At 41.3% G+C, this 20,162-nt stretch carries 19 protein-coding genes; 13 read left to right on the forward strand and 6 right to left on the reverse strand.

Translation table 11 applies throughout. The features are described 5' to 3' along the window. Window positions 1-12 precede the first annotated feature (12 nt). Window positions 13-285 carry a DNA-binding protein HU gene (hup, locus tag TLET_RS07230; protein WP_012003443.1) on the reverse strand — a complete coding sequence of 91 codons (273 nt, stop codon included), beginning with the start codon at window positions 283-285 and terminating at the stop codon, window positions 13-15. A gap of 269 nt (window positions 286-554) precedes the next feature. Here hup and TLET_RS07235 point away from each other — a divergent pair, with 269 nt between their 5' ends. From TLET_RS07235 to TLET_RS07255, 5 genes are read left to right on the forward strand one after another with little or no spacing between them, the layout of a single operon-like run. Continuing rightward, window positions 555-1,859, forward strand: coding sequence for a hypothetical protein (locus TLET_RS07235; RefSeq protein ID WP_012003444.1), 1,305 nt, complete (start codon window positions 555-557; stop codon window positions 1,857-1,859). A gap of 12 nt (window positions 1,860-1,871) precedes the next feature. Beyond that, window positions 1,872-4,520 (forward strand): pyruvate, phosphate dikinase, encoded by a 2,649-nt coding sequence (gene ppdK, locus TLET_RS07240; protein ID WP_012003445.1) that lies wholly within the window; start codon window positions 1,872-1,874, stop codon window positions 4,518-4,520. Between the two features lie 32 nt (window positions 4,521-4,552). Continuing rightward, window positions 4,553-5,155 carry a class I SAM-dependent methyltransferase gene (locus TLET_RS07245; RefSeq protein WP_041428613.1) on the forward strand — a complete coding sequence of 201 codons (603 nt, stop codon included), beginning with the start codon at window positions 4,553-4,555 and terminating at the stop codon, window positions 5,153-5,155. Next, on the forward strand, window positions 5,148-5,849 hold the full coding sequence (locus TLET_RS07250) for an energy-coupling factor ABC transporter ATP-binding protein (RefSeq protein WP_012003447.1): 702 nt from the start codon (window positions 5,148-5,150) through the stop codon (window positions 5,847-5,849). Before TLET_RS07245 ends, TLET_RS07250 begins: the two co-directional genes overlap by 8 nt. Continuing rightward, the gene (locus TLET_RS07255; protein WP_012003448.1) at window positions 5,837-6,493 is read left to right on the forward strand and encodes an energy-coupling factor ABC transporter ATP-binding protein; all 657 of its coding nucleotides are present in this window, start codon (window positions 5,837-5,839) and stop codon (window positions 6,491-6,493) included. The genes TLET_RS07250 and TLET_RS07255 overlap by 13 nt, the downstream gene beginning before the upstream one ends. 5 nt (window positions 6,494-6,498) lie before the next feature. On the opposite strand, the gene TLET_RS11135 is transcribed toward TLET_RS07255, so the two are convergent. After that, entirely contained in the window at window positions 6,499-6,630 is a 132-nt protein-coding gene (locus TLET_RS11135) for a hypothetical protein (RefSeq protein WP_266105289.1), read from the reverse strand. A gap of 373 nt (window positions 6,631-7,003) precedes the next feature. Between TLET_RS11135 and TLET_RS07260 the strand changes: the two genes are divergently transcribed. The 8 genes from TLET_RS07260 to TLET_RS07295 all read left to right on the forward strand — a co-directional run bounded on the left by TLET_RS07260 (window position 7,004) and on the right by TLET_RS07295 (window position 16,078). Continuing rightward, a complete protein-coding gene (locus tag TLET_RS07260) occupies window positions 7,004-7,768 on the forward strand; it encodes a DeoR/GlpR family DNA-binding transcription regulator (protein WP_012003449.1) in 765 nt (254 codons plus the stop codon). A gap of 72 nt (window positions 7,769-7,840) precedes the next feature. After that, window positions 7,841-8,854, forward strand: a complete 1,014-nt coding sequence (locus tag TLET_RS07265) for an autoinducer 2 ABC transporter substrate-binding protein (RefSeq protein WP_012003450.1) — start codon at window positions 7,841-7,843, stop codon at window positions 8,852-8,854. Window positions 8,855-8,995: 141 nt separating this feature from the next. Continuing rightward, window positions 8,996-10,501, forward strand: coding sequence for a sugar ABC transporter ATP-binding protein (locus tag TLET_RS07270; protein WP_012003451.1), 1,506 nt, complete (start codon window positions 8,996-8,998; stop codon window positions 10,499-10,501). A 3-nt stretch (window positions 10,502-10,504) separates the two neighbouring features. Then, window positions 10,505-11,521: an ABC transporter permease gene (locus tag TLET_RS07275; protein WP_012003452.1), complete on the forward strand. Its 1,017-nt coding sequence runs from the start codon at window positions 10,505-10,507 to the stop codon at window positions 11,519-11,521. A gap of 33 nt (window positions 11,522-11,554) precedes the next feature. Beyond that, window positions 11,555-12,583, forward strand: a complete 1,029-nt coding sequence (locus TLET_RS07280; RefSeq protein WP_012003453.1) for an ABC transporter permease — start codon at window positions 11,555-11,557, stop codon at window positions 12,581-12,583. Between the two features lie 16 nt (window positions 12,584-12,599). Continuing rightward, window positions 12,600-13,667 carry an aminopeptidase gene (locus TLET_RS07285; protein ID WP_012003454.1) on the forward strand — a complete coding sequence of 356 codons (1,068 nt, stop codon included), beginning with the start codon at window positions 12,600-12,602 and terminating at the stop codon, window positions 13,665-13,667. Between the two features lie 17 nt (window positions 13,668-13,684). Next, entirely contained in the window at window positions 13,685-15,238 is a 1,554-nt protein-coding gene (locus tag TLET_RS07290; RefSeq protein ID WP_012003455.1) for an FGGY-family carbohydrate kinase, read from the forward strand. Window positions 15,239-15,265: 27 nt separating this feature from the next. Beyond that, complete coding sequence (locus TLET_RS07295; RefSeq protein ID WP_012003456.1) at window positions 15,266-16,078, forward strand: BtpA/SgcQ family protein; 813 nt, start codon at window positions 15,266-15,268, stop codon at window positions 16,076-16,078. A 175-nt stretch (window positions 16,079-16,253) separates the two neighbouring features. Here the strand turns inward: TLET_RS07295 and TLET_RS07300 are convergent, their stop codons facing one another. From TLET_RS07300 to TLET_RS07315, 4 genes are all read right to left on the reverse strand, one after another. Further along, complete coding sequence (locus TLET_RS07300) at window positions 16,254-17,084, reverse strand: carbohydrate ABC transporter permease (RefSeq protein WP_012003457.1); 831 nt, start codon at window positions 17,082-17,084, stop codon at window positions 16,254-16,256. Then, window positions 17,081-17,956: a carbohydrate ABC transporter permease gene (locus TLET_RS07305; RefSeq protein WP_012003458.1), complete on the reverse strand. Its 876-nt coding sequence runs from the start codon at window positions 17,954-17,956 to the stop codon at window positions 17,081-17,083. Before TLET_RS07305 ends, TLET_RS07300 begins: the two co-directional genes overlap by 4 nt. A 76-nt stretch (window positions 17,957-18,032) precedes the next feature. Further along, window positions 18,033-19,328: an ABC transporter substrate-binding protein gene (locus TLET_RS07310; protein ID WP_012003459.1), complete on the reverse strand. Its 1,296-nt coding sequence runs from the start codon at window positions 19,326-19,328 to the stop codon at window positions 18,033-18,035. 25 nt (window positions 19,329-19,353) lie between these two features. Next, complete coding sequence (locus TLET_RS07315; RefSeq protein WP_012003460.1) at window positions 19,354-20,160, reverse strand: nucleoside phosphorylase; 807 nt, start codon at window positions 20,158-20,160, stop codon at window positions 19,354-19,356. Window positions 20,161-20,162: the final 2 nt, after the last annotated feature.

Below are 20,162 nucleotides of genomic sequence, written 5' to 3' on the forward strand. Positions count from 1 at the left end.
CCCCACACTCTCTCATTTAACCTTCTCTTTGAGAGCTTTACCAGGTTTGAACTTCGGGACTTTTCTTGAAGGAATAGTTATAGGCTTCTTGGTTTGTGGATTGACTCCTTTTCTCTGAGCTGCTTTCCTTACTTCAAAACTCCCAAAGCCAACAAGCTGAACCTTTTCGCCTTTTGCAAGAGCGTCTGTCACAGTGTCAAAAACCATGTCAACGACTTTCTTAACATCCTTCTTCTTAAGGCCAGCTTTTTTTGATACTTTGTCGACGAGTTCTTTCTTGTTCATCCGTCATCCCCCTCCTTTATTGGGATTTGGGAGACTTCATCTCCCTCTTTTACGAATCATAGCACTTTTTTGATGGTAATTTCAAGTCCCCCCTGATGAAAGGCTAAAAAACGGATTGTTGTGAATCTGAAATAGCCTTCTATAAAGAACTTTAGCCGTATAACAGAGAGAAAACCTTTGATTTAAAGCGTTTTTGGGAGTAAAAGATTCTTCATCGCCATTTTCGTGGTATTATTGAGTGAAAAGGTCAACAAACAGGAGGGATTGTCATGAAAAAGTTGTTGTTTTTTTTCTTTATTGTGTTAGTCGCATCACTTTACGGGATCACTCAATTTGTTCCGATAGACTATGAGCAGATTTTTATTGCAAAAGATAATGCTACTCATTACTCACTTGCGAAAAATACACAGCTGGTAGATATACTGGCTAACAGTCTTGGTATTGAGCCCATGATTCAGGGATTTCTTGCAAGCTCACTTGTTCAATACGGTGCAACAGCAGAACAATTGACCGATTTAATAAGCAAAGATGTCATGATCGTCACAAAAAAAGATAACATTGCCATTATAGCGGGGCCTTCCTCAAATGCTCCAAAACTTTTAAAGGCAGTTACAGAAATACTCGGGGCAAATTTCCAGGCGGCTGTGAGCGGCAATTATCTCTTAATATCTACTGATAAGGAATTTTTGGAACAATGCTTAAAGGGCGGAGGAACTATCCCCGAGGAAATACTGGAAAAGTTTTCCGACAGCTCAGTCTGGGCCGTGCTATTTTCACCCAGAATTTCTATGCAGGATTCAGTTTTCTCGCTGAAAGGAACTATCAAGGTTTTTTCTGATAAGATATCAGGAGAATACTCGATATATCCGGAAAACGATAAAGCAAGAGATCTTTTAAAAGGTATGAAATCAACGAAAGAATTCAATATGTATACTGATCCAAATCTTGGCGGAGAAATATTCATATTTGCCAACGTGGGTAATTTCTCAGTACTTTCAAAACTTTATCAGAGTTTGAATTTATCTTCTACATATTCAAATCTCTTTTCAAACATGGAAACCTTTCTCCCCGAGGGGACAAAGACAGAAAACTTAGAAGGACAATTCGAAGAATTAACAGAGCTTTCCGACAAACTTACTGGCCAATTTGCCCTCTCTTTAAAAATTTCGAATATGATTGAAGCTTTCTTGTTCTCGGAAGAAGATCAACAAATACCAAACCCTGTTTTGTATGCCGTAGTAGGAGGCAAAATCAGCATAGAAGAGTTAAATCAGACAACAAATGGACAGATAAAAGTTGATTCAGGGATTCGCTATATAGATCTTGAAGGAATATACATAACAAGTGAATCAGACAGACTGAAAGTGTACTCAACTATGCCAGCCCAGTTCAAAAACGAAAAAGGCTCTCTTGAAAAAGCATTGAGCTTTTACAAATCAGATATGCCATTTTTCATCTTTGTGGATTTCTCACCAATTCTTGAAAAACTGACTGGCATAACTGTGGACTCAATATTGCTTTTAACAAGCTCTGTCAATGATAAAATTTTTACTGTAAATTGGTATCTAAAATGAGGAGGTGCTGTGATGGCAAAAAAATTTGTCTATTTTTTTGCAAATGGAGTAGCCGAAGGTAAAGCCGGGATGAAAGATATCCTCGGTGGAAAAGGCGCGAACCTTGCTGAAATGACGAATCTTGGTATACCTGTCCCGCCTGGTTTCACGATTTCTGCTGAGGTGTGTAAATATTTTTATCAGAACAATCGTACATATCCTGATGGTTTGAGAGAAGAAGTAAAAAACGCGATGAAGAAATTGGAAGAAGCAACAGGAAAGGGTTTTGGAGATCCAGAGAAACCTCTTCTTGTTTCTGTAAGATCCGGAGCAGCTGTCTCGATGCCTGGAATGATGGACACAATCCTAAATCTTGGATTAAATGATAAGACTGTCGAAGGTCTTGCAAAAATGACGAGCAATCCTCGCTTTGCATACGACGCCTATAGAAGATTCCTTCAGATGCTTGGTGACACAGCTCTCGGTATTCCAAAACACAAATTTGAAACAGCTCTCGATAACATGAAAAAAGCTAAAGGCGTAAAACTTGATGTCGAACTTGATGAAAACGACCTTAAAAAACTTGTAGAACTTTATAAAAAGATCTATGAAGAAGAAAACAAGCAATTCCCACAGAATGTAGAAGAACAACTATGGCTTGCTATTGATGCCGTTTTCGGTAGCTGGATGAGTGAGCGTGCAATAAAATACAGGGAGATAAACAACATTAGAGAAGACCAGATGCTTGGAACTGCGGTAAATATAGTTGCCATGGTTTTTGGAAATATGGGAGAGAAATCAGGCACAGGTGTGGCTTTCACGAGAAATCCTAATACTGGCGAAAACGAGATATACGGTGAATTTTTGCAGAACGCACAGGGAGAAGATGTAGTTGCTGGTATAAGAACTCCTCTTCCACTTGACGAACTCAAAAGATTGATGCCAAACGTTTATGATGAACTGATTGGAATAATGAAAAAACTCGAAAAACACTACAAAGACATGCAAGATATAGAATTCACAATCGAAGAAGGAAAGCTTTACATGCTCCAAACACGAAACGGTAAAAGAACGTCAAAAGCCGCGATAAAGATTGCTGTAGATATGGTTCACGAAGGATTAATTAACAAAGAAGAAGCTGTAATGCGCGTAAAAACAGAAGATGTCGAAAGAGTGCTTCACCCAAGATTTGATGAAAAAGCATTATCTCAGGCTAAATCTATAGCCAAGGGCTTACCTGCATCCCCCGGCGCAGCCACAGGAGTTGTGATTTTCGATTCATCGAAAGCCGAAGAGTTAGGGCGAAAAGGCGAGCAGGTTATTCTCGTCCGACCCGAGACAAGCCCGGAAGATGTTGGAGGAATGGCTTTTGCTCAGGGAATATTAACGTCGAGAGGCGGGATGACATCTCATGCAGCAGTTGTGGCTCGCGGTATAGGTAAACCTGCTGTTGTTGGAGCCGAAACAGTTGAAGTTAAAGAAGAAGAAGGTTTCTTCAGGGTAAACGATACTGTGGTAAGAGAAGGAGACTGGATCTCAATAAATGGCTCTACCGGGGAGATACTGCTCGGAAAAATTCCGACAATTAAACCTGTTGGTTTAGAAGGCGAAGTAGCAAAATTACTGGAGTGGGCAGATGAAATAAGAAGATTGGGAGTAAGGGCAAACGCAGACATACCAAGGGATGCCGAAGTAGCCAGGAAGTTTGGGGCAGAGGGAATCGGACTGTGTAGAACAGAACACATGTTCTTTGAAAAAGATAGAATACCAAAAGTCAGAAAAATGATTGTTGCTAAAACAAAAGAAGGAAGAGAAAAAGCATTAGAAGAACTCCTTCCACTTCAAAAAGAAGACTTCAAGGGTCTATTCAAGGCAATGGCAGGATATCCAGTAACAATAAGACTTATCGACCCACCGCTCCACGAATTTCTACCTCACGACGATGAGCAGATAGAAGCAACAGCAAAAGATCTTGGAATCTCATCCAAGGAATTAAAAGATGTTGTAATCTCTTTGAGCGAACTCAATCCCATGCTCGGACACAGAGGTTGTAGATTGACTATAACTTATCCTGAAATAGCTGTTATGCAAACTAAAGCAATCATTGGTGCAGCAATAGAGCTGAAAAAAGAATCAAATCTTGATGTTGTACCAGAAATAATGATCCCACTTGTTGGACATATAAACGAACTGGTCTTTCTCAAAAAAATAATCAAGGAAGTAGCGGATCAAATGATAAAAGAAGCAAATGTCCACATTGATTACAAAATAGGTACAATGATTGAAGTTCCAAGAGCAGCAATAACAGCTGATGAAATTGCTAAAGAAGCCGAGTTTTTCAGTTTTGGTACAAATGACTTAACTCAGATGACTTTTGCATTCAGTAGAGATGATGTTGGCAAGTTCCTGCCCGAATATTTGCAAAAAGGCATACTCGAGCATGACCCATTCAAAACTCTCGATTATGAAGGCGTTGGCGCATTAGTAGAGATGGGAACCAGAAAAGGAAAATCAGCGAGAAGCAACCTCAAAGTCGGCGTATGTGGCGAACATGGAGGAGACCCACGATCTATTAGTTTCTTCCATAAAGCAGGTCTTGATTATGTGAGCTGTTCACCTTATAGAGTTCCCGTAGCAAGATTAGCAGCTGCGCAGGCTACTCTTGCCAGTAAGGAGAAATAATATTGGGGCCTTTAAGGGCCCCTTTGATAGCTATGGATCACTACTATACCAGAAAACCAAATAGCGTACTAAAAATCAGAACAGCTAATTTAAAATTAAAAAATGGGAGAATCTATAAATTCAAGACGCCTTCGGGTGTTTTCAGTTTTGGTAAGGTAGACAAAGCCACAAAAATTCTCGTTGAACATGCTATTGTACATGGTAAAAAAGTGCTTGATCTTGGTTGTGGTTATGGCGTTGTGGGAATTGTCGTGAAAGGTGAATATCCAGACAGTGAAGTTTACATGAGTGATGTAAATGAAAGAGCTGTGGAATTCGCCAGAATAAATGCAAAAGATAACAACGTCGATGTTACCATAAAATGTGGATCATTTTACGATCCATGGCAAGAAGAAAAATTCGATGTGATATTATTGAACCCTCCCATGGCAGCCGGAAAGGCAACTGTGCTGAGAATGATCTACGAATCAATCAAACACTTGAATGAAAAAGGTTCTCTTCAGGTTGTTGCTTATCACAACAAGGGTGGTTCTTATATAAAGAAAGCAATGCAGGAAACTTTCGGAAATGTTGAAGATATCTGTAAAGAAGGCGGAATAAGAATATACAAATCAGTGAGGTTGAAAGGTGCTTGAAATAATTGATTTAACTTTCTATTATGGAAACATAAAAGCCCTTGATAGAGTTACCTTCAAAATTAAAGATGGGAGCTTCGTCCTCATCGTAGGCGCAAACGCTTCTGGGAAAACAACTTTATTGAAAATTCTTTGTGGCCTGTTACCCATTCAAAAAGGAAAGATAATGTTTGACAAAAAAGAATTGTCACAAAATGATCTGAGATACCTGTGCGGATATGTCTTCCATAACCCACTAAATCAGATTGTAGGTACCACTGTTGAAGAAGATATAGCATTCGGTCTCGAAAATATTGGCATGGAAAGAAACCGGATGATAAAAGAGGTAGAAAAAACTTTGAAATCTTTTGGACTGTACGAATTGAAAGAAAAGGACCCAGCCACACTTTCTGCCGGGCAGCTTCAAAAGCTTGCTACTGCTTCTGTCACTGTCCTTAAACCAAAATATTTGTTTCTCGATGAACCAACTTCTATGCTCGATGAGCAGGATTCAAAACAGATAAAACAATGCTTGAAAGACCTGAATGATTCTGGTATAACAATACTGGTCTCCACTCATGATTTAGAGCAGTTTCTTGATACTTCAAACTGGATAATCCACCTGAACAACGGAAAAATCGATTTTGAAGGAGAGATTAAAGAGTTTCTCGAAAAAGATTTTCCTGATGTGGAGAGACCGGGATGTTTCAATTAAACCTGAAAAATATTGATTTCTCCTATGACAGTTCAAGAAAAATCCTTCAGAAAGTGAATATGGAAATTTCACAGGGGGATTTCATAGCTATAACCGGCAGAAGCGGATCTGGAAAAACTACTCTTTTGAAAATAATGGCGGGTATTTTAAATCCGTCATCTGGCACTGTTGTGATAAACGGTCAACCTATAAAAAAAGATGAACATTATTATCAGAAAATAGGTTATGTTATGCAATATGCGGAAGATCAGTTTTGCTGTGAAACTGTTTTTGAAGAAATAGCGTTCGCATCAAAAAATTTTGGATTAAATGGAATAAAAGCTCGTGTTGAAAAAGCAGCAAGCTTTGTTGGTCTTGATAAGAAAATACTTTTAAGAAATCCCTTTGATCTGTCAGGTGGGGAAGCGCGAAAGGTGGCAATTGCGTCCGCAATCGCTCATGATCCTTTTTTTCTATTTCTTGATGAACCATTCTCTGGTCTGGATAAACTGGGAAAAGAAAATCTTAAGAAAATACTCTCAAAGTGGAAAGACTCTAAAAAACCTGTTGTTATAACTTCGCACAACTTAAAATATATCCATGACTTTACAAATAAGATCTTTTTGCTCGAAGATGGTTTCCTTACTCAGAAATTAATGATGTGAAATGATTATCCTTTAACGCTCCCCGCTGCCAGCCCACGAACCAGATTATTTTGCACGAGCAGAGCAAAGATAATCATTGGCAATGCGGTAATCACTGCAGCAGCGCCAAAGTCAACTATTCCAAGTCTTCTCATCATTTGTCCCCTCATGGTTTATTAAATCACTGATTTTCTATGTTCGATGCTTTCAGGCTTTTAGACAGTTTCATTTGAGATTTCGTAGACATAAGTGTAGCTTCCAAGATGATCAGTAACCTTTCCTCTTGATCTATTTTTTGTTTCAAAGTTTGTGATGTTGTAGATCTCACATGATTTATACCTATCTTTTTGTTTTTCTCATAACAGTTACACACTCGACTTTTTCATGACTCTAATGAAATGATTGACATAGGAAACAAAAGTGAATGACGCCTCCTGCTTGACAAACGTGTTAGTCTAGAAGTATAATGATCGTGTAAGGATCAAAAATGATCAGATGTGTGATCGATATGATATTAAAGGGTGGCGTGTAATGAACAAAGCGGAAAGGTTACAGAGGATATTTGAAATTCTCTTAGCAGAAGGGAATGCTTCAACAAAATATCTTGCTGAAGCACTTGGTGTATCAGAGATAACTATTAGAAGAGACATAAACAATCTTTGCTCAGATGCAAACTCACCAATAAAGAAGGTGCATGGCGGGGTAGTCTATTCGCTTGAAAAATCCGGATTTGAACCAATGTTTGACCTAAAGATTTCACAAATGGCTGAAGAGAAGAAGAAAATAGCTCGGATGGCTCTGAAACTGGTCGAAAATGGAGACACAATCTTTCTTGACTCGGGAACTACCGTCTACTACTTTGCAAAGATGCTCAGGAGCAAGAGAGGTCTGAGGATTGTAACGGTGGATGTTAGGATCGCAGAATCGTTAGCAGAACAGCCGCAAATCAAGACAATTGTAGCTTGTGGAGAAGTTCGCCCAGGATATTACTCCATTGGTGGCGCTGAGACAGTCGAATTTCTGGAGGCATTCAGAACAGACAAGGCCTTCATAGCGGCTGATGCCTGGAATCTTGATGGTGTGTTCAATTCGTCGAATTTTGAAGTGGCTGTAAAGCGGAAAATGATTGAATTAGCGAGAAGTAGTTATCTTCTGGTTGATCACACAAAATTCAACAAGAATGCATTCATAAGAGTATCGGACATAGATGTTTTCAAAGCCATCATTACCGATCAACCTTTGCCGTCAGATATATCGAATAAGCTTAGCAAGAGAGGAATAACAGTGATGTTCTAAACAACGGAGTGATATTGGATCTAAGCGAAAAAACCGCTTAGAACTTAATTTCATCAAAAGGGGGTATGCGAGATGTTGAAAAGACTTTATTTGCTGGTCAGTGTCTTGGCTTTAGTTGGTGCTATGCTTCTTCTTCCAAACGGAGAGGTTTTCGCGACTTCCAAGGGAAATTTTGTAATGGGAACCGTTGTCAAGTCCATCGCATTTAACTGGTTCATGCGTATGGAGGAAGGTGTAAAACAATTTGGAAAAGACTATGGTGTTACTGCGTTCATGCAAGGACCATCCGTAGCTGATTCGGCGCAACAGGTTGCAATAATCGAACAATTGATTGCTCAGGGTGTTGATGCGATAATTAACGTCCCATACGGAGTACAAGAAAATGATCTGGTTCAAAAACAGGCAATGGATAGTGGAATCATTGTAGTGACGCATGAGGCAGCTACCGCCAGATATGCTCATTATGATGTTGAAGCTTTTGATAACAAGAGCTACGGCGAGGAAATGATGAGACAGTTGGCCCAACGTATGGGTTATGAGGGTGAATATGTGCAGTTTGTTGGTTCACTCACAAATGCTTCACACAACGAGTGGCAAGATGCTGCGCGTGTTTATCAGGAAAAGAACTTCCCGAAGATGAAATGCATTGGAAAGTTCGAGTCCAGAGAAGATATCGAGGCTGCCTATACCACTATGAAAGATCTTTTAAAGAAATATCCAAATATCAAGGGAGTTTTGGGATCTGCAGCAGGTGATGTTGTCGGTGTCGGCAGAGCTGTCCAGGAAGCTGGTCTGTCTGATAAGATCGTGGTAGTTGGAACCAGTATCGTATCCTATGCGGGAGAGCTTTTGAAAACTGGCGCAGTTGATTTGGCGATGTGTTGGGATCCTGCTTTGGCAGGGTATGCTGCCAATGTCGTTGCCTACAAGCTTTTGAAGGGAGAAAAAATCGAGGAAGGTATGGATCTTGGTGTTCCCGGATACACGAAGATTCACATTGTCAAGAACGAGTACGGTGTCCCAGTAATCTACGGTCAAGGCTGGATCTTGATAGATGCATCGAACATGGATAAGTACAACTTCTGAGCTGGTTTTGTAGTTTTGTCAAGTAGTACTAAGGCTTTTAACGCTCGCTTCCAGACCTACCAGTGTAAGTTGGTGGCTTGGAGGCGAGCATGAAAAGGTTGAGTTTTGAATCTTTGAAAGTCTTGGAGGTGTACTCAAAAGGTGAATGATGATTCCTTAGTACGAGTAGAGCATATCACTAAGAAATTCGGAGGGATCACTGCTTTAAACGATGTGAGTTTTCAAATAAAGACGGGAGAAGTAGTGGGGCTGATAGGAGAAAACGGTTCGGGCAAATCCACCATGATCAAGATTCTGTCGGGGGTTTACAAATCCGATTCCGGTGATATTTACATCTTGGGACGCCATTATAAACAGCTGAACCCTATGCGATCTATACAAGAGGGCATACATGTGATCTACCAAGATTTTTCTCTGTTCCCCAATCTGACAGTTGCCGAAAATATCGCTATTCCCCACATAATATCTCAGCGAAGAAAAACAATCAACTGGCAGAGAATGTATGAAATAGCCAAGGAAAATCTTGAGAAGATCACCTCGGACATCTCCTTAGATGCAGAAGTCCGGCAACTTTCTGCTGCAGAGCGCCAGATCGTTGCGATTGCAAAAACACTTGTCCAGGGAGCCAGACTCATCATAATGGATGAACCTACGACTGCTTTGACCCGCCAAGAGGTTAGATCTCTGTTCGGAATCATCAACCAGCTGAAGAAACATGGAATCTCTGTTCTTTTTGTCAGCCATAAGCTCTACGAGGTTAAAGAGGTTGCAGATAGAGTCATCATTTTCAGGGATGGTAATAAGGTCTTGGATGCGCCTATGCAGGAACTGGATCTCAGGACCATGGAATTGCACATGATTGGACGAAAGATTGACAGCGAGGAATTCTCCGTTCTTCAACGGTCAGAAAATAATCCAGAACTTCTGAGAGTTGAAAACCTTTCTCATGAGCCCTATTTCTCTGATGTATCATTCGATGTGAGATACCATGAGATAGTGGGGATTACCGGTTTGTTGGGATCGGGTCAAAGAGAACTGGCACTCTCACTTTTTGGCGTATTGCCAGCACGCTCTGGTCATATCTATCTCGACGGGCATCAGATTCACATACGAAGCATACCCGACGCGATGAAAAATGGAATAGGCTATATACCCGAAGATCGTATCACTGAGGGAATCTTTGCCTCACAATCGGTTACAAACAATCTTGTTGTCACGGTTGTGGACAATTTGTCAAGCCGAATCGGCGTTCTCAAGAAAAACAATATCTGGCAGACTGCTGAAAAATGGGTAAGAGAACTAAACGTCAAAACCCAGTCACCTGCCACTGCCATCCAGAATCTCTCGGGTGGAAACCAACAGAAGGTGGTTATTGCAAAGTGGATGGTCAGCGGACCCAAGCTTTTCATACTCAATGGTCCAACTGTAGGTATTGATGTTGGTTCGAAGGCCGATATTCACAAGTTGATTAGAAACATGGTTAAGGAGCAACAGATAGGGGTTATTCTCGTTTCTGATGATATCCCCGAACTGTTGCATCTCTGTGATCGGATATTGCTGATGAAGCAAGGTAAGTTATCAGGACAGTTCAAGCGTGAAGAGATAGATGAGGTAGGACTTTATCAAAGACTGCTTGGGGAGATATAGAATATGGCAAGAAAAGGAAAGACTTTTTCACATGAAATAACATTGGCTATCTTGATCGGAGTTGTATCTTTTGTTATAAGTCTTTTCAGTCCTGCGTTTTTATCTTTTGCCACTCTGTTCGATCTTGTGAGGAGTTCACTTCCACTTTCTATCATGGCCTTGGGAATCTTGCCAGTTCTTATCGCTGGTGAAATAGACATATCATTTGTTTCAGTAGCGGCGATGAGCTCATTCGCAACTCACATGATGTTGCTCAAGTTCAACTACCAGGGTGGAATAAGTCTCTATTTGATAATTGCTTCGATCATAGGCGCTTTGGCTGGTTTGGTTGTTGGAATCATTGCCACCAGTTTCAATCTTCCAGTCTTTCACGTTTCCCTGGGACTTTGGATGTTCTGGTACGGGTTCAATCTTTATTTTCTCAGCCCAACGATGAATTTCAAGCTTCCTCAAGGATTAGTAGGATACTATTCTCGATATCTGGTGACCGTGAAGGACCCCGTTGTTGGTATCACGGGCTTGCACACTTCTGTTATCTATCTTTTGATCATCACATTGTTCATATGGTGGCTGCTCAAATACACCTTGTTGGGACGCGCTTTGTATGCAATAGGTGGAAACCGTGAGGTGGCTATAAGAACCGGATACAACGTAAAGCTAACGCTTCGCGTAGCCTTGATCATCGATGGGGTGCTGGCAGCTATCGCTGGTGTAGTTCAAAGTTCTTACAGTCGCTTTTTTAATCCCATACTGTTCAGAGGAAATGAGCTTCTTGTTATTGCTGCAGCTGTAATTGGGGGAGTTTCCATTACAGGAGGATACGGCTCTGTGATAGGAGTTATCCTTGGTGTGTTTTTCATTCAGATATCAACTAGGGGTTTGATCTACCTTGGAATACCGGCTGAGTATCAGCAGTTTGTATTAGGTGCTATACTTATCATTTTCTTTGCCATCTCATCGGCCATCACCGAGAATGACGGAGGAAGATCTTTTTTGAGGAGGTTGTTCCGCAGAAACTGAATTGTGAATACTCCGTTGTGAGAGGGGTTTTCGATGAAATCGAGTATGAGCGGGAACACCACGAGAGCAAGACGAATGTTTGTAGATAAGTACAACGTGTTTTTGATTGTAATTCTTGCAATTGTGATCTTTGTATTTGGTTTGAGCACCAAACGTTTCTTGAGTGTGAGAAATTTCTCAGTTATAGTGTCTCAATCCGCTGAGATTGGACTCATGGGATTGGGCATGGGACTTGTCACAATGGTAAACGGTGTTGACCTATCAGTTAATGACACCGCGAATTTGTCAGCACTCATTGCCGGACTATTTCTCAAAGCTATATCCCAGAACTTCTCGTCAATTTCCGCTCCGTTCTTTATTCTTATCACAGTACTCATAGCGATCTCAATAGGTTTTGCCTGCGGGTCTCTCAATGGACTTTTAGTGGGTTATTTACGCATTCCACCCATACTTGCAACTCTAGGTACACTCACTCTATACCGCGGTATCTCCGCAGGTATCACAAGAGGAAAAAGGCTTGCAGGTTTCCCCAGCGAGTTTTCATTGATCGGCCGAGGTCAAATCTTCGGCATTCCCACACCGTTTGTAATACTGCTCATCTGCGGGGTTATCATTCATTTTGTAATTGAATACACGAAGGTAGGCTACAAAATACGAATGGTCGGTACTAATCCAAATGCTGCGAGATTTTCAGGGATTCCTGATAAATCCATTACGATGAAGACTTATATCATGAGTGGTATTTTGTGTTCCGTTGCAGGAATAATAATAATGAGCCGAACCGGTTCCGTTGCATACGAGTACGGTACACAAACTTATACGCTCTTGAGCCTTGCGATCGTTGCACTGGCCAATGTCTCACCTGGGTTTGGAAGTATGGTATCTTTGATCTTGGCTACTGTCATTCTTCAGACGCTTTCGACCGGTTTCTACGCTCTTTTGATGACATCACCAAGGGGAAGTTTCTTCAAAGACCTTTTCTGGGGTGCCTTTTTGGTTGTGGTACTCATAGTCAGGAGAATCGCACAGAGAATCGGAATCAACATAAAGGGGAATTCATGATCTGGGAGGTAATCACATGGACGAGAGATGGAGAAAATTGGGTGATTTATTGGTCAATTATTCCTTAGAGATCAAAAGAGATGAGAAGTTACTCATAACTATGGAGGAGATCAATTCCTACCCTGCGACTTGCGGAGTGTATGAAGCTGCAGTAAAGGTTGGTGCCTATCCGCAGATCGTTTTTCGCTCTGAAAAACTGAACCGGATCCTGACAAAGTTCGGTTCTGATGAACAAATAGCGCGGATACCCGAGATAGAGTCCTATGGTATGGAGTGGGCAGATGTTTACATCGGATTGCGAGGGGCTGCAAATCTCAACGAATGCTGGGCTGTTCCCGCTGATAAGCTTTCCAAGCTGCGCCGTGCTCTTGGCAAATTGTCGACCTTACGCTGGCAAAAGACGCGGTGGTGCCTGGTAAGAATACCCTCTGTGACACTCGCCCAGCAAGGTGGAATTGATGAAGATACCCTTGAAGAAATGTTTTTCGACGCATGCTTCCTGAACTGGCCACAGATCAGTAAGAAGTGGAACGATTGTGTCAAGATTCTTAACAAAGGCAAGCATGTGCGCCTTGCGGGGAAGAGAACTGATCTGAGTTTTTCTGTTGAAGGGCGTAGTTGGAGTGTGGATGATGGGCGTATCAATATGCCCGGAGGTGAGATTTCTACTGCACCCGTTGAACATACAGTTGAAGGAACCATTTATTTCGATTCCCCTGCTGTGTTTGGTGGCAAGGTCGTTCAGGATATAACGCTTCGCTGGAAGATGGGAGAACTCGTACAAGCAACTGCGTCAAAGAATGAAGAATTTTTGAAGGCAGTTCTGAGTACCGATCCTGGTGCGAGTCGAATCGGTGAGTTTGCTATTGGCACTAACCCAGGTCTTAAACATATGTGCGGAGATATTTTGTTGGATGAAAAAATATATGGCACCATTCATATAGCTATGGGCAGAGCCTATCCTGACGTTGGTGGAACCAATCAATCGGCAATACATTGGGATATCATCAAAGATCTTCGCGATGAAGGGGAAATATACCTGGACGGTGAACTTATCTTCAAAAATGGGCAGCTACTGATTTGATGCAGAGGTGAAGGTGTGTGGGGAAAACTTGTTTACTTGGTGTAGACGTAGGTACATACTCTTCCAAAGGTGTTCTGGTAGATCTTGATGGAAATGTGTTGGCAAGCCATGTGGTACCTCACCAGATAGAAATACCCAAACCAGGTTTTGTTGAGCACGACCCGGAAAAAGTTTGGTGGAACGATTTCGTGGTGATCGTCAGAAACTTGATGAAAGCTACCGATGTACAACCCAAGAACATAATTGGCATCGGTACGAGTGGCATAGGCCCTTGTGTGTTACCGGTGGACAAAGATGGGAAACCCCTTCGCAAAGCGATTTTGTATGGAGTGGATACCCGTGCGGGTGATGAGATAGATTATCTTGAGGAAGTGCTCGGTGAAAAGAAGATTCTGAGCCTGGCGGGCTCCAAATTGACCTCCCAAGCCGCAGGGCCCAAAGTCCTATGGATCCGGCGAAATGAACCCGAAGTCTATTCAAAAGCGCGCTGGTTTTTGACAAGTCAATCTTATATAATATACAAATTGACTGGCAAACCTGCAATAGACATTTATTCTGCTGCTGGTTACGCCCCACTTTTTGATGTATTCAATCGAAAATGGGTAGACGAAATGGAGATGATTGTTTCTACCAAAATGCTTCCTGAGGCTTTCTGGAGTCATGAGATCGTGGGACGAGTTACATCAACAGCTGCGAGTGAAACTGGGCTTTCTGAGGGAACTCCTGTGGTTGCTGGAACGACCGATGCAGCCGCTGAGGCCATTAGTGCCGGTGTATCGCAAATAGGAGATATGATGTTGATGCTTGGTAGTAGCGTGTTTTTCATCGTCAGAACACCAAAGATAATAATGTCTGAGAATTTCTGGAGTTCCAATTTCATGCAGGAAAATACTTTCGCAGCTTTGGGTGGTATGTCAACAGGAGGCAGTCTTATCACGTGGTTCCGGGATCAATTTGGACAAATCGAACTCGAAATGGAAAAAAATGGCAAAGGCAATGCATTTGAAGAGCTGTCGAAATTGGCTTCGAACTCTCCTAAGGGTGCAAGAGGCATCATCGTGTTGCCTTACTTTGCGGGTGAGAGGACCCCTATAAATGACCCTGAGGCAAAGGGCATATTTTTTGGCCTGACGCTTCAACATACCAGAGGCGACCTTATACGTGCAATTCTGGAATCGATCGCATACGGTATAAGGCACAACTTTGAAGTGATGACACAAGAAGGGATACAACCTCGGCGTGTCATACTCGCTGGTGGTGGTCTGAAAAATCCATTATTGACACAGCTCATAGCGGATATTTGCACAAGCAAACTGAATATTCCCAATCAGCAAATTGGTGCATCTTATGGAGATGCATTTCTTGCTGCAATAGGAGTTGGTGTTTTCAAAAACATCGAGGCCATAAACAACTGGATTGAGATTCAGGGTGCTATCGAACCAGACCTGAGTTTCTCCGACATTTACGAAATCAAGTACAGATTGTTCAGAGAACTCTACTCTCAAACAAAGGCACTAATGCACGATGTTCACAATCTTCAGGTTCGTCTGTCAGATCAGCAACTATCATAAATCGTACGGCGAGGGAGGTAATCAAAAGTGCAGAATTGGTTAGAAGAAATGTTCAAAGTAAAAAAACCATTCATAGGCATGTGTCACCTACTCCCACTACCAGGAGATCCATACTACAGTGACGGAGATTTAAAGCAGGTTATCGAATGGGCAAAAAGAGATCTGATGGCACTGCAGAATGGTGGCGTTGATGGTGTACTTTTCTCAAACGAATTCAGTATGCCATATGTCACGAAAGTCCCCACGGTTACCGTGGCTTGTATGGCGAGAATCATAGGTGAGCTGAGAACTTATATCAAGGTCCCGTTTGGAGTAGATGTATTGTGGGATCCCATAGCGACGCTCGATCTTGCTGTTGCAGTCGATGCCTACTTTGTCAGAGAGGTTTTTTCGGGTGTGTACGCGAGTGATTTCGGCTTGTGGAACCTGAACTTTGGCGAAGTGGCAAGGCACAGACGCGCCATAGGAGCACAAAAGGTGAGATTACTCTTCAACATAGTTCCTGAAAGTGCCCGATATCTTGCCGATAGAGAGCCGGTAGAAATAGCAAAATCTACGGTCTTCAACCATCGGCCAGATGCGTTATGCGTTTCTGGGTTAACGGCAGGGGTACCGGCAAACACCAGTACGTTGCAGAAGATAAAGGAAGTGTTACCTGATGTGATTATTTTTGCGAATACGGGTGTTTGCATCGAAAACGTCGAAGAGATAATAAGAGTCGCAGATGGTGCAATTGTTGGTACAGCGTTCAAATACGACAAGAGATTTGAAAATCACGTGGACGAAAACAGGGTAAAGGAACTCATGGACAAGGTGAAATCGCTGCGCGCAAGGACTTGAGGCTTATGCAAAGGGTGGGCAAATATCCTACCCTTTTGCTTTTCCAAATTTCTTGTAGCTATCTTTTGTCCACAATTCTTATCTGCATGTTTTCGAATTCCCTCAACTATCAAAGACAGAAAATAGATCAAGGTGCACGATCGTGCACTATATGCTTCATATGGCTAATTGTAACTTATCCTTTAACGCTCCCCGCTGCCAGCCCACGAACCAGATTATTTTGCACGAGCAGAGCAAAGATAATCATTGGCAATGCGGTAATCACTGCAGCAGCGCTCATTGCCCCCCAATCGATATTTCTCTCTGATACAAACATGTTGACAAGCACCGGGAGAGTCCTTGTGGAAGAATTTGTCAGAACAACAGCAAACATAAATTGATTCCAAGCAATTAGAGCAGAGAGAATTGATGTAGCAGCAAGACCAGGCGCTATTACTGGAAGAATAACTTTTCTGATAGCCTGTGAACGAGTACATCCGTCAATTAAAGCAGCTTCTTCCAATGATCCTGGGACCTCAGCAAAAAATCCTCTCATCATCCACAAAGCAAATGGTACGCTCAGAAAAGATGAAGCTATAATGATTGGAAAATATGTTCTATTCAATTCCAAAAATCTGGCAATTAAGAAAAACGGAACCACCATAACTATAGGGGGTGTCATTCTTGCAAGTAAAATGAGAAAGGCAAAGAGATTTCTAAATTTAAATTTAAATCTTGCAAGAGCGTATGCTCCCGGTAAAGCCATTATTAATGAGATAGCCGTTGATGATACTGTCACAAGAATACTGTTAGAAAATGATCTAATAAAATCCGCTCTTTTAAAGAATTCTGCATAATTTTGAACAGTCCATCTTTTTGGAAATAAAGTTGGCGGTATATTCATCTGCTCGGCCCTTTCTTTAAAAGAGGTCATAACGATCCACAAAATGGGCGTCATAGTCCATATCAAACCAATCAACACTACAATAGCAGTGGCTATTTTGAATCTTAATGGGATTTTTCTCATTCAACTTCAACTCCAATGACTCGCATATAGATGATCGTAAAAATCATCGCGATGAATAGAATGAACATATTTGCTGCTGAGGATAACCCCACGTCATAAGAAATAAAAGCTTGACTGTAAGCAAAAAACGATAAAGTTTCAGTCAACCTCCCAGGTCCGCCACCAGTCATTATATAGATCAAATCAAAAACTTGAAGACAAGTAAGGGTTCTCAAAACAGCAGCCACTAATATAGATGGTCTTAAAAGGGGTACTGTAATATAAATAAATTTTTTAAAGGGTGTTGCACCATCAATGGTTGCAGCTTCATAGGGTTCTGACGGCAGAGATTTAAGGCCCGCTAAGAGAATGAGCATGACGACAGGCGTGAATTCCCAGATATCCGCTATTATAAGCATTAGCAAAGCTGTTTTCGGATTGGCCAGCAATGGAAAGTGTTCCACTGTTTTTCCTAACCCCATGAATTTAATAATATAAGGAACTAACCCAAAATTGTTGTCTAATATGAATTTCCATATAAAACCAACCACAACTGGAGCTATTATGAATGGCACGAGGTAGAGTGATTGAACAATTTTCCACCCAAAAAATTCTGTGTTCAATGCCAGTGCAAAAGCCAGTCCCAGGACTATTTCTATTGATACTGCACCAGCAACAAAAAGAAGCGTCACCTTCAGAGAATACCAGGTGAAAGAGTCGGTGAAAAGATTGACATAGTTACGCAATCCAATAAATCTGATTCCTAAATCAGGCCTTAATAATGACCATTTGGTAAACGACGTGAAAGTAGCATATATCAAGGGAATTAGAAATATTATTATTACGAACAACAATGATGGAAGGAGATAAAAATACACTGCCTGCCTCTTCATTCTTAGCAAACACCCCCAGGCAAAGTTCAAATAATAAATATGGTGGAGAGAGAAGATACTCTCCACCAGGGTCATTTCACTTGCCTTTGTAATAACCTTGTTCTTCTAAAAGCTTGTATACACCATTTGCAGCGTCATCCAGTGCTTGTTTAGCCGTTTTAACACCGGATAGATAATCACTAATATTCGGTGCTAAGTAGTCAGAAAGTATTTGCTGCCCCTCGGGTATTAATGGATACAAAGGTGTTGGTATACAGTTTTCTATTGCTTCTTTGAACATAGATAGCCATGGAAGTTTTTCGATCAGCCTCGAATCATCCAATGCAGATAGACGTGCTGGTATACATCCAATTTGTGAAACCTTGATCTCGTTTTCTGGTTTAGTAGCAAACTTAATCCATTCGAGGGCCTTTTCTTTGTCTTTAACAGAAGAACTTATAGCAAATCCCCAGGTAATATACAACATTGGCAATTTCGCGCCAAGTAGTTTTTCATCTCTCGGAAAACCCGCAAATGACACTTTACCAGCAACTTTGGAAATATCAGGATTATTTGCGTAGAAAAGAGCTGTTGTCCAGATTTCCGCCATTGCGCTCTTTCCGTTTTCAAATTCACTCAATGCATCCTGAAAAACGTAATTTTTTGATGAAGGGCTCGCATATTTGAAAAATTCCTTCATATTTTCGAGAGCTGCTATTCCTACATCTGAATTAAAAACAGGCTTCATGTCTGAATCAAAAAGTTGTCCTCCCATTGCCCAGAGTCTCTGCATGAAGTGAGTAACAAGATGTATGCTCCTCTGCCCCATCAAGGTAACTCCATATAAATCAGGTGGCCTATAAAAAAACTTTGCAACGTCCAGATATTGCTTCAAAGTCTCAGGGGGTTGAAGTTCATAACCAAATTGTTCTTTGAACTTCTTCCGTTCTTCTGGATTATTGAAAAGATCTGTTCGATAAACTATACCACCAAGTTCTTGATAAAACGGTACCAGATATACTTTACCGTCAATCACAGCATTTGATATTCCTGGGATGTCATCGAAATTTAATTGATTTGAACCTGGTATATCCGATATGGGGGAAATATAACCAGCTTTTGCGAGAGCTGGGTACCACAACAGTGAAATATAGGGCACATCGTAATCACCACGTCCAGAAGTGTAGCTTAAAAGTAATTGGTTAAAATATTGTGCATATGGAATCTGCTCAACTTCGATATTAATATCTGTCTGATCTGTAAAATCTTTGATTAAAGCTTTCCATGCTTCTGTGTGAATACCAACCTCGCTTACTAATCTCAGGTCTGCTGATAACAAAGTCCCGGATACAATGAGTACAAATACTGCAAAAACAAAGCTAAAAGTTTTCATAACCAATCCCCTCCTCTCAACTCTCTTAACTTTTATCAAGCTGCCTGTAAAGATTAATCGCCGCGTTCAATGTCATAATTATTGCCTTTTCTTCAGAGTTCTGTATATGTGAACGGTTGATATCTGGAACCGAAAGATCGACCACACCATTTTCTGTTTGTAGAAATCTGTTAGCATAGCAAACACCAACAAAACCAGCCATTACATTTCTTAAGTGTGCAATAACAAACAAAGCAGACGCTTCCATGTCCATTGAAATGATTCCCACTCGATGCCATCGTTGAAAATATTCAGCTGATCTACTGTAAAAATATGAATGTGTCCAGTGTATACCTGTTTTTACTTTGACCCCCATTTGCTCGGCTGCATTCATCAGTTCCCAATAAACTGGGGGCGAAACAACGGCAGGAAAATTTTCAGAGATGTAGTAATTGGTAACACCATCATCTCTAACGCAGGCGTACGGAACAACTATGTCACCTTCGTTAATATCTTTCTGAAGTCCTGCAACGCTCCCTACCCTTATCAAAATTCTTGCACCCACGTTTATTAATTCTTCATAAACTATGCTGGCAGACGGTCCGCCCATACCGGTTGAAGTGACACTTAAAGTGAATCCTTTATACGTTCCTGTATAAGTGATAAACCCTCTATTTTCTGCTACTTTACGAGCTTTTTCCATATGCTTGATTATCTTGCTAACCCTATTCTGATCGCCTGGCACAAGCACCACAGGAGCTATATCGCCTGCACTGCATTGAATATGATACTGTTTCCTACCTTCAAGACCCGTCGGCAGCCGAAAATCGATCTGATACGAAAACACTATCATTC

It is taken from the genome of Pseudothermotoga lettingae TMO (genome assembly GCF_000017865.1).
In the GTDB taxonomy this organism is placed as follows: Bacteria; Thermotogota; Thermotogae; order Thermotogales; family DSM-5069; genus Pseudothermotoga_B; species Pseudothermotoga_B elfii.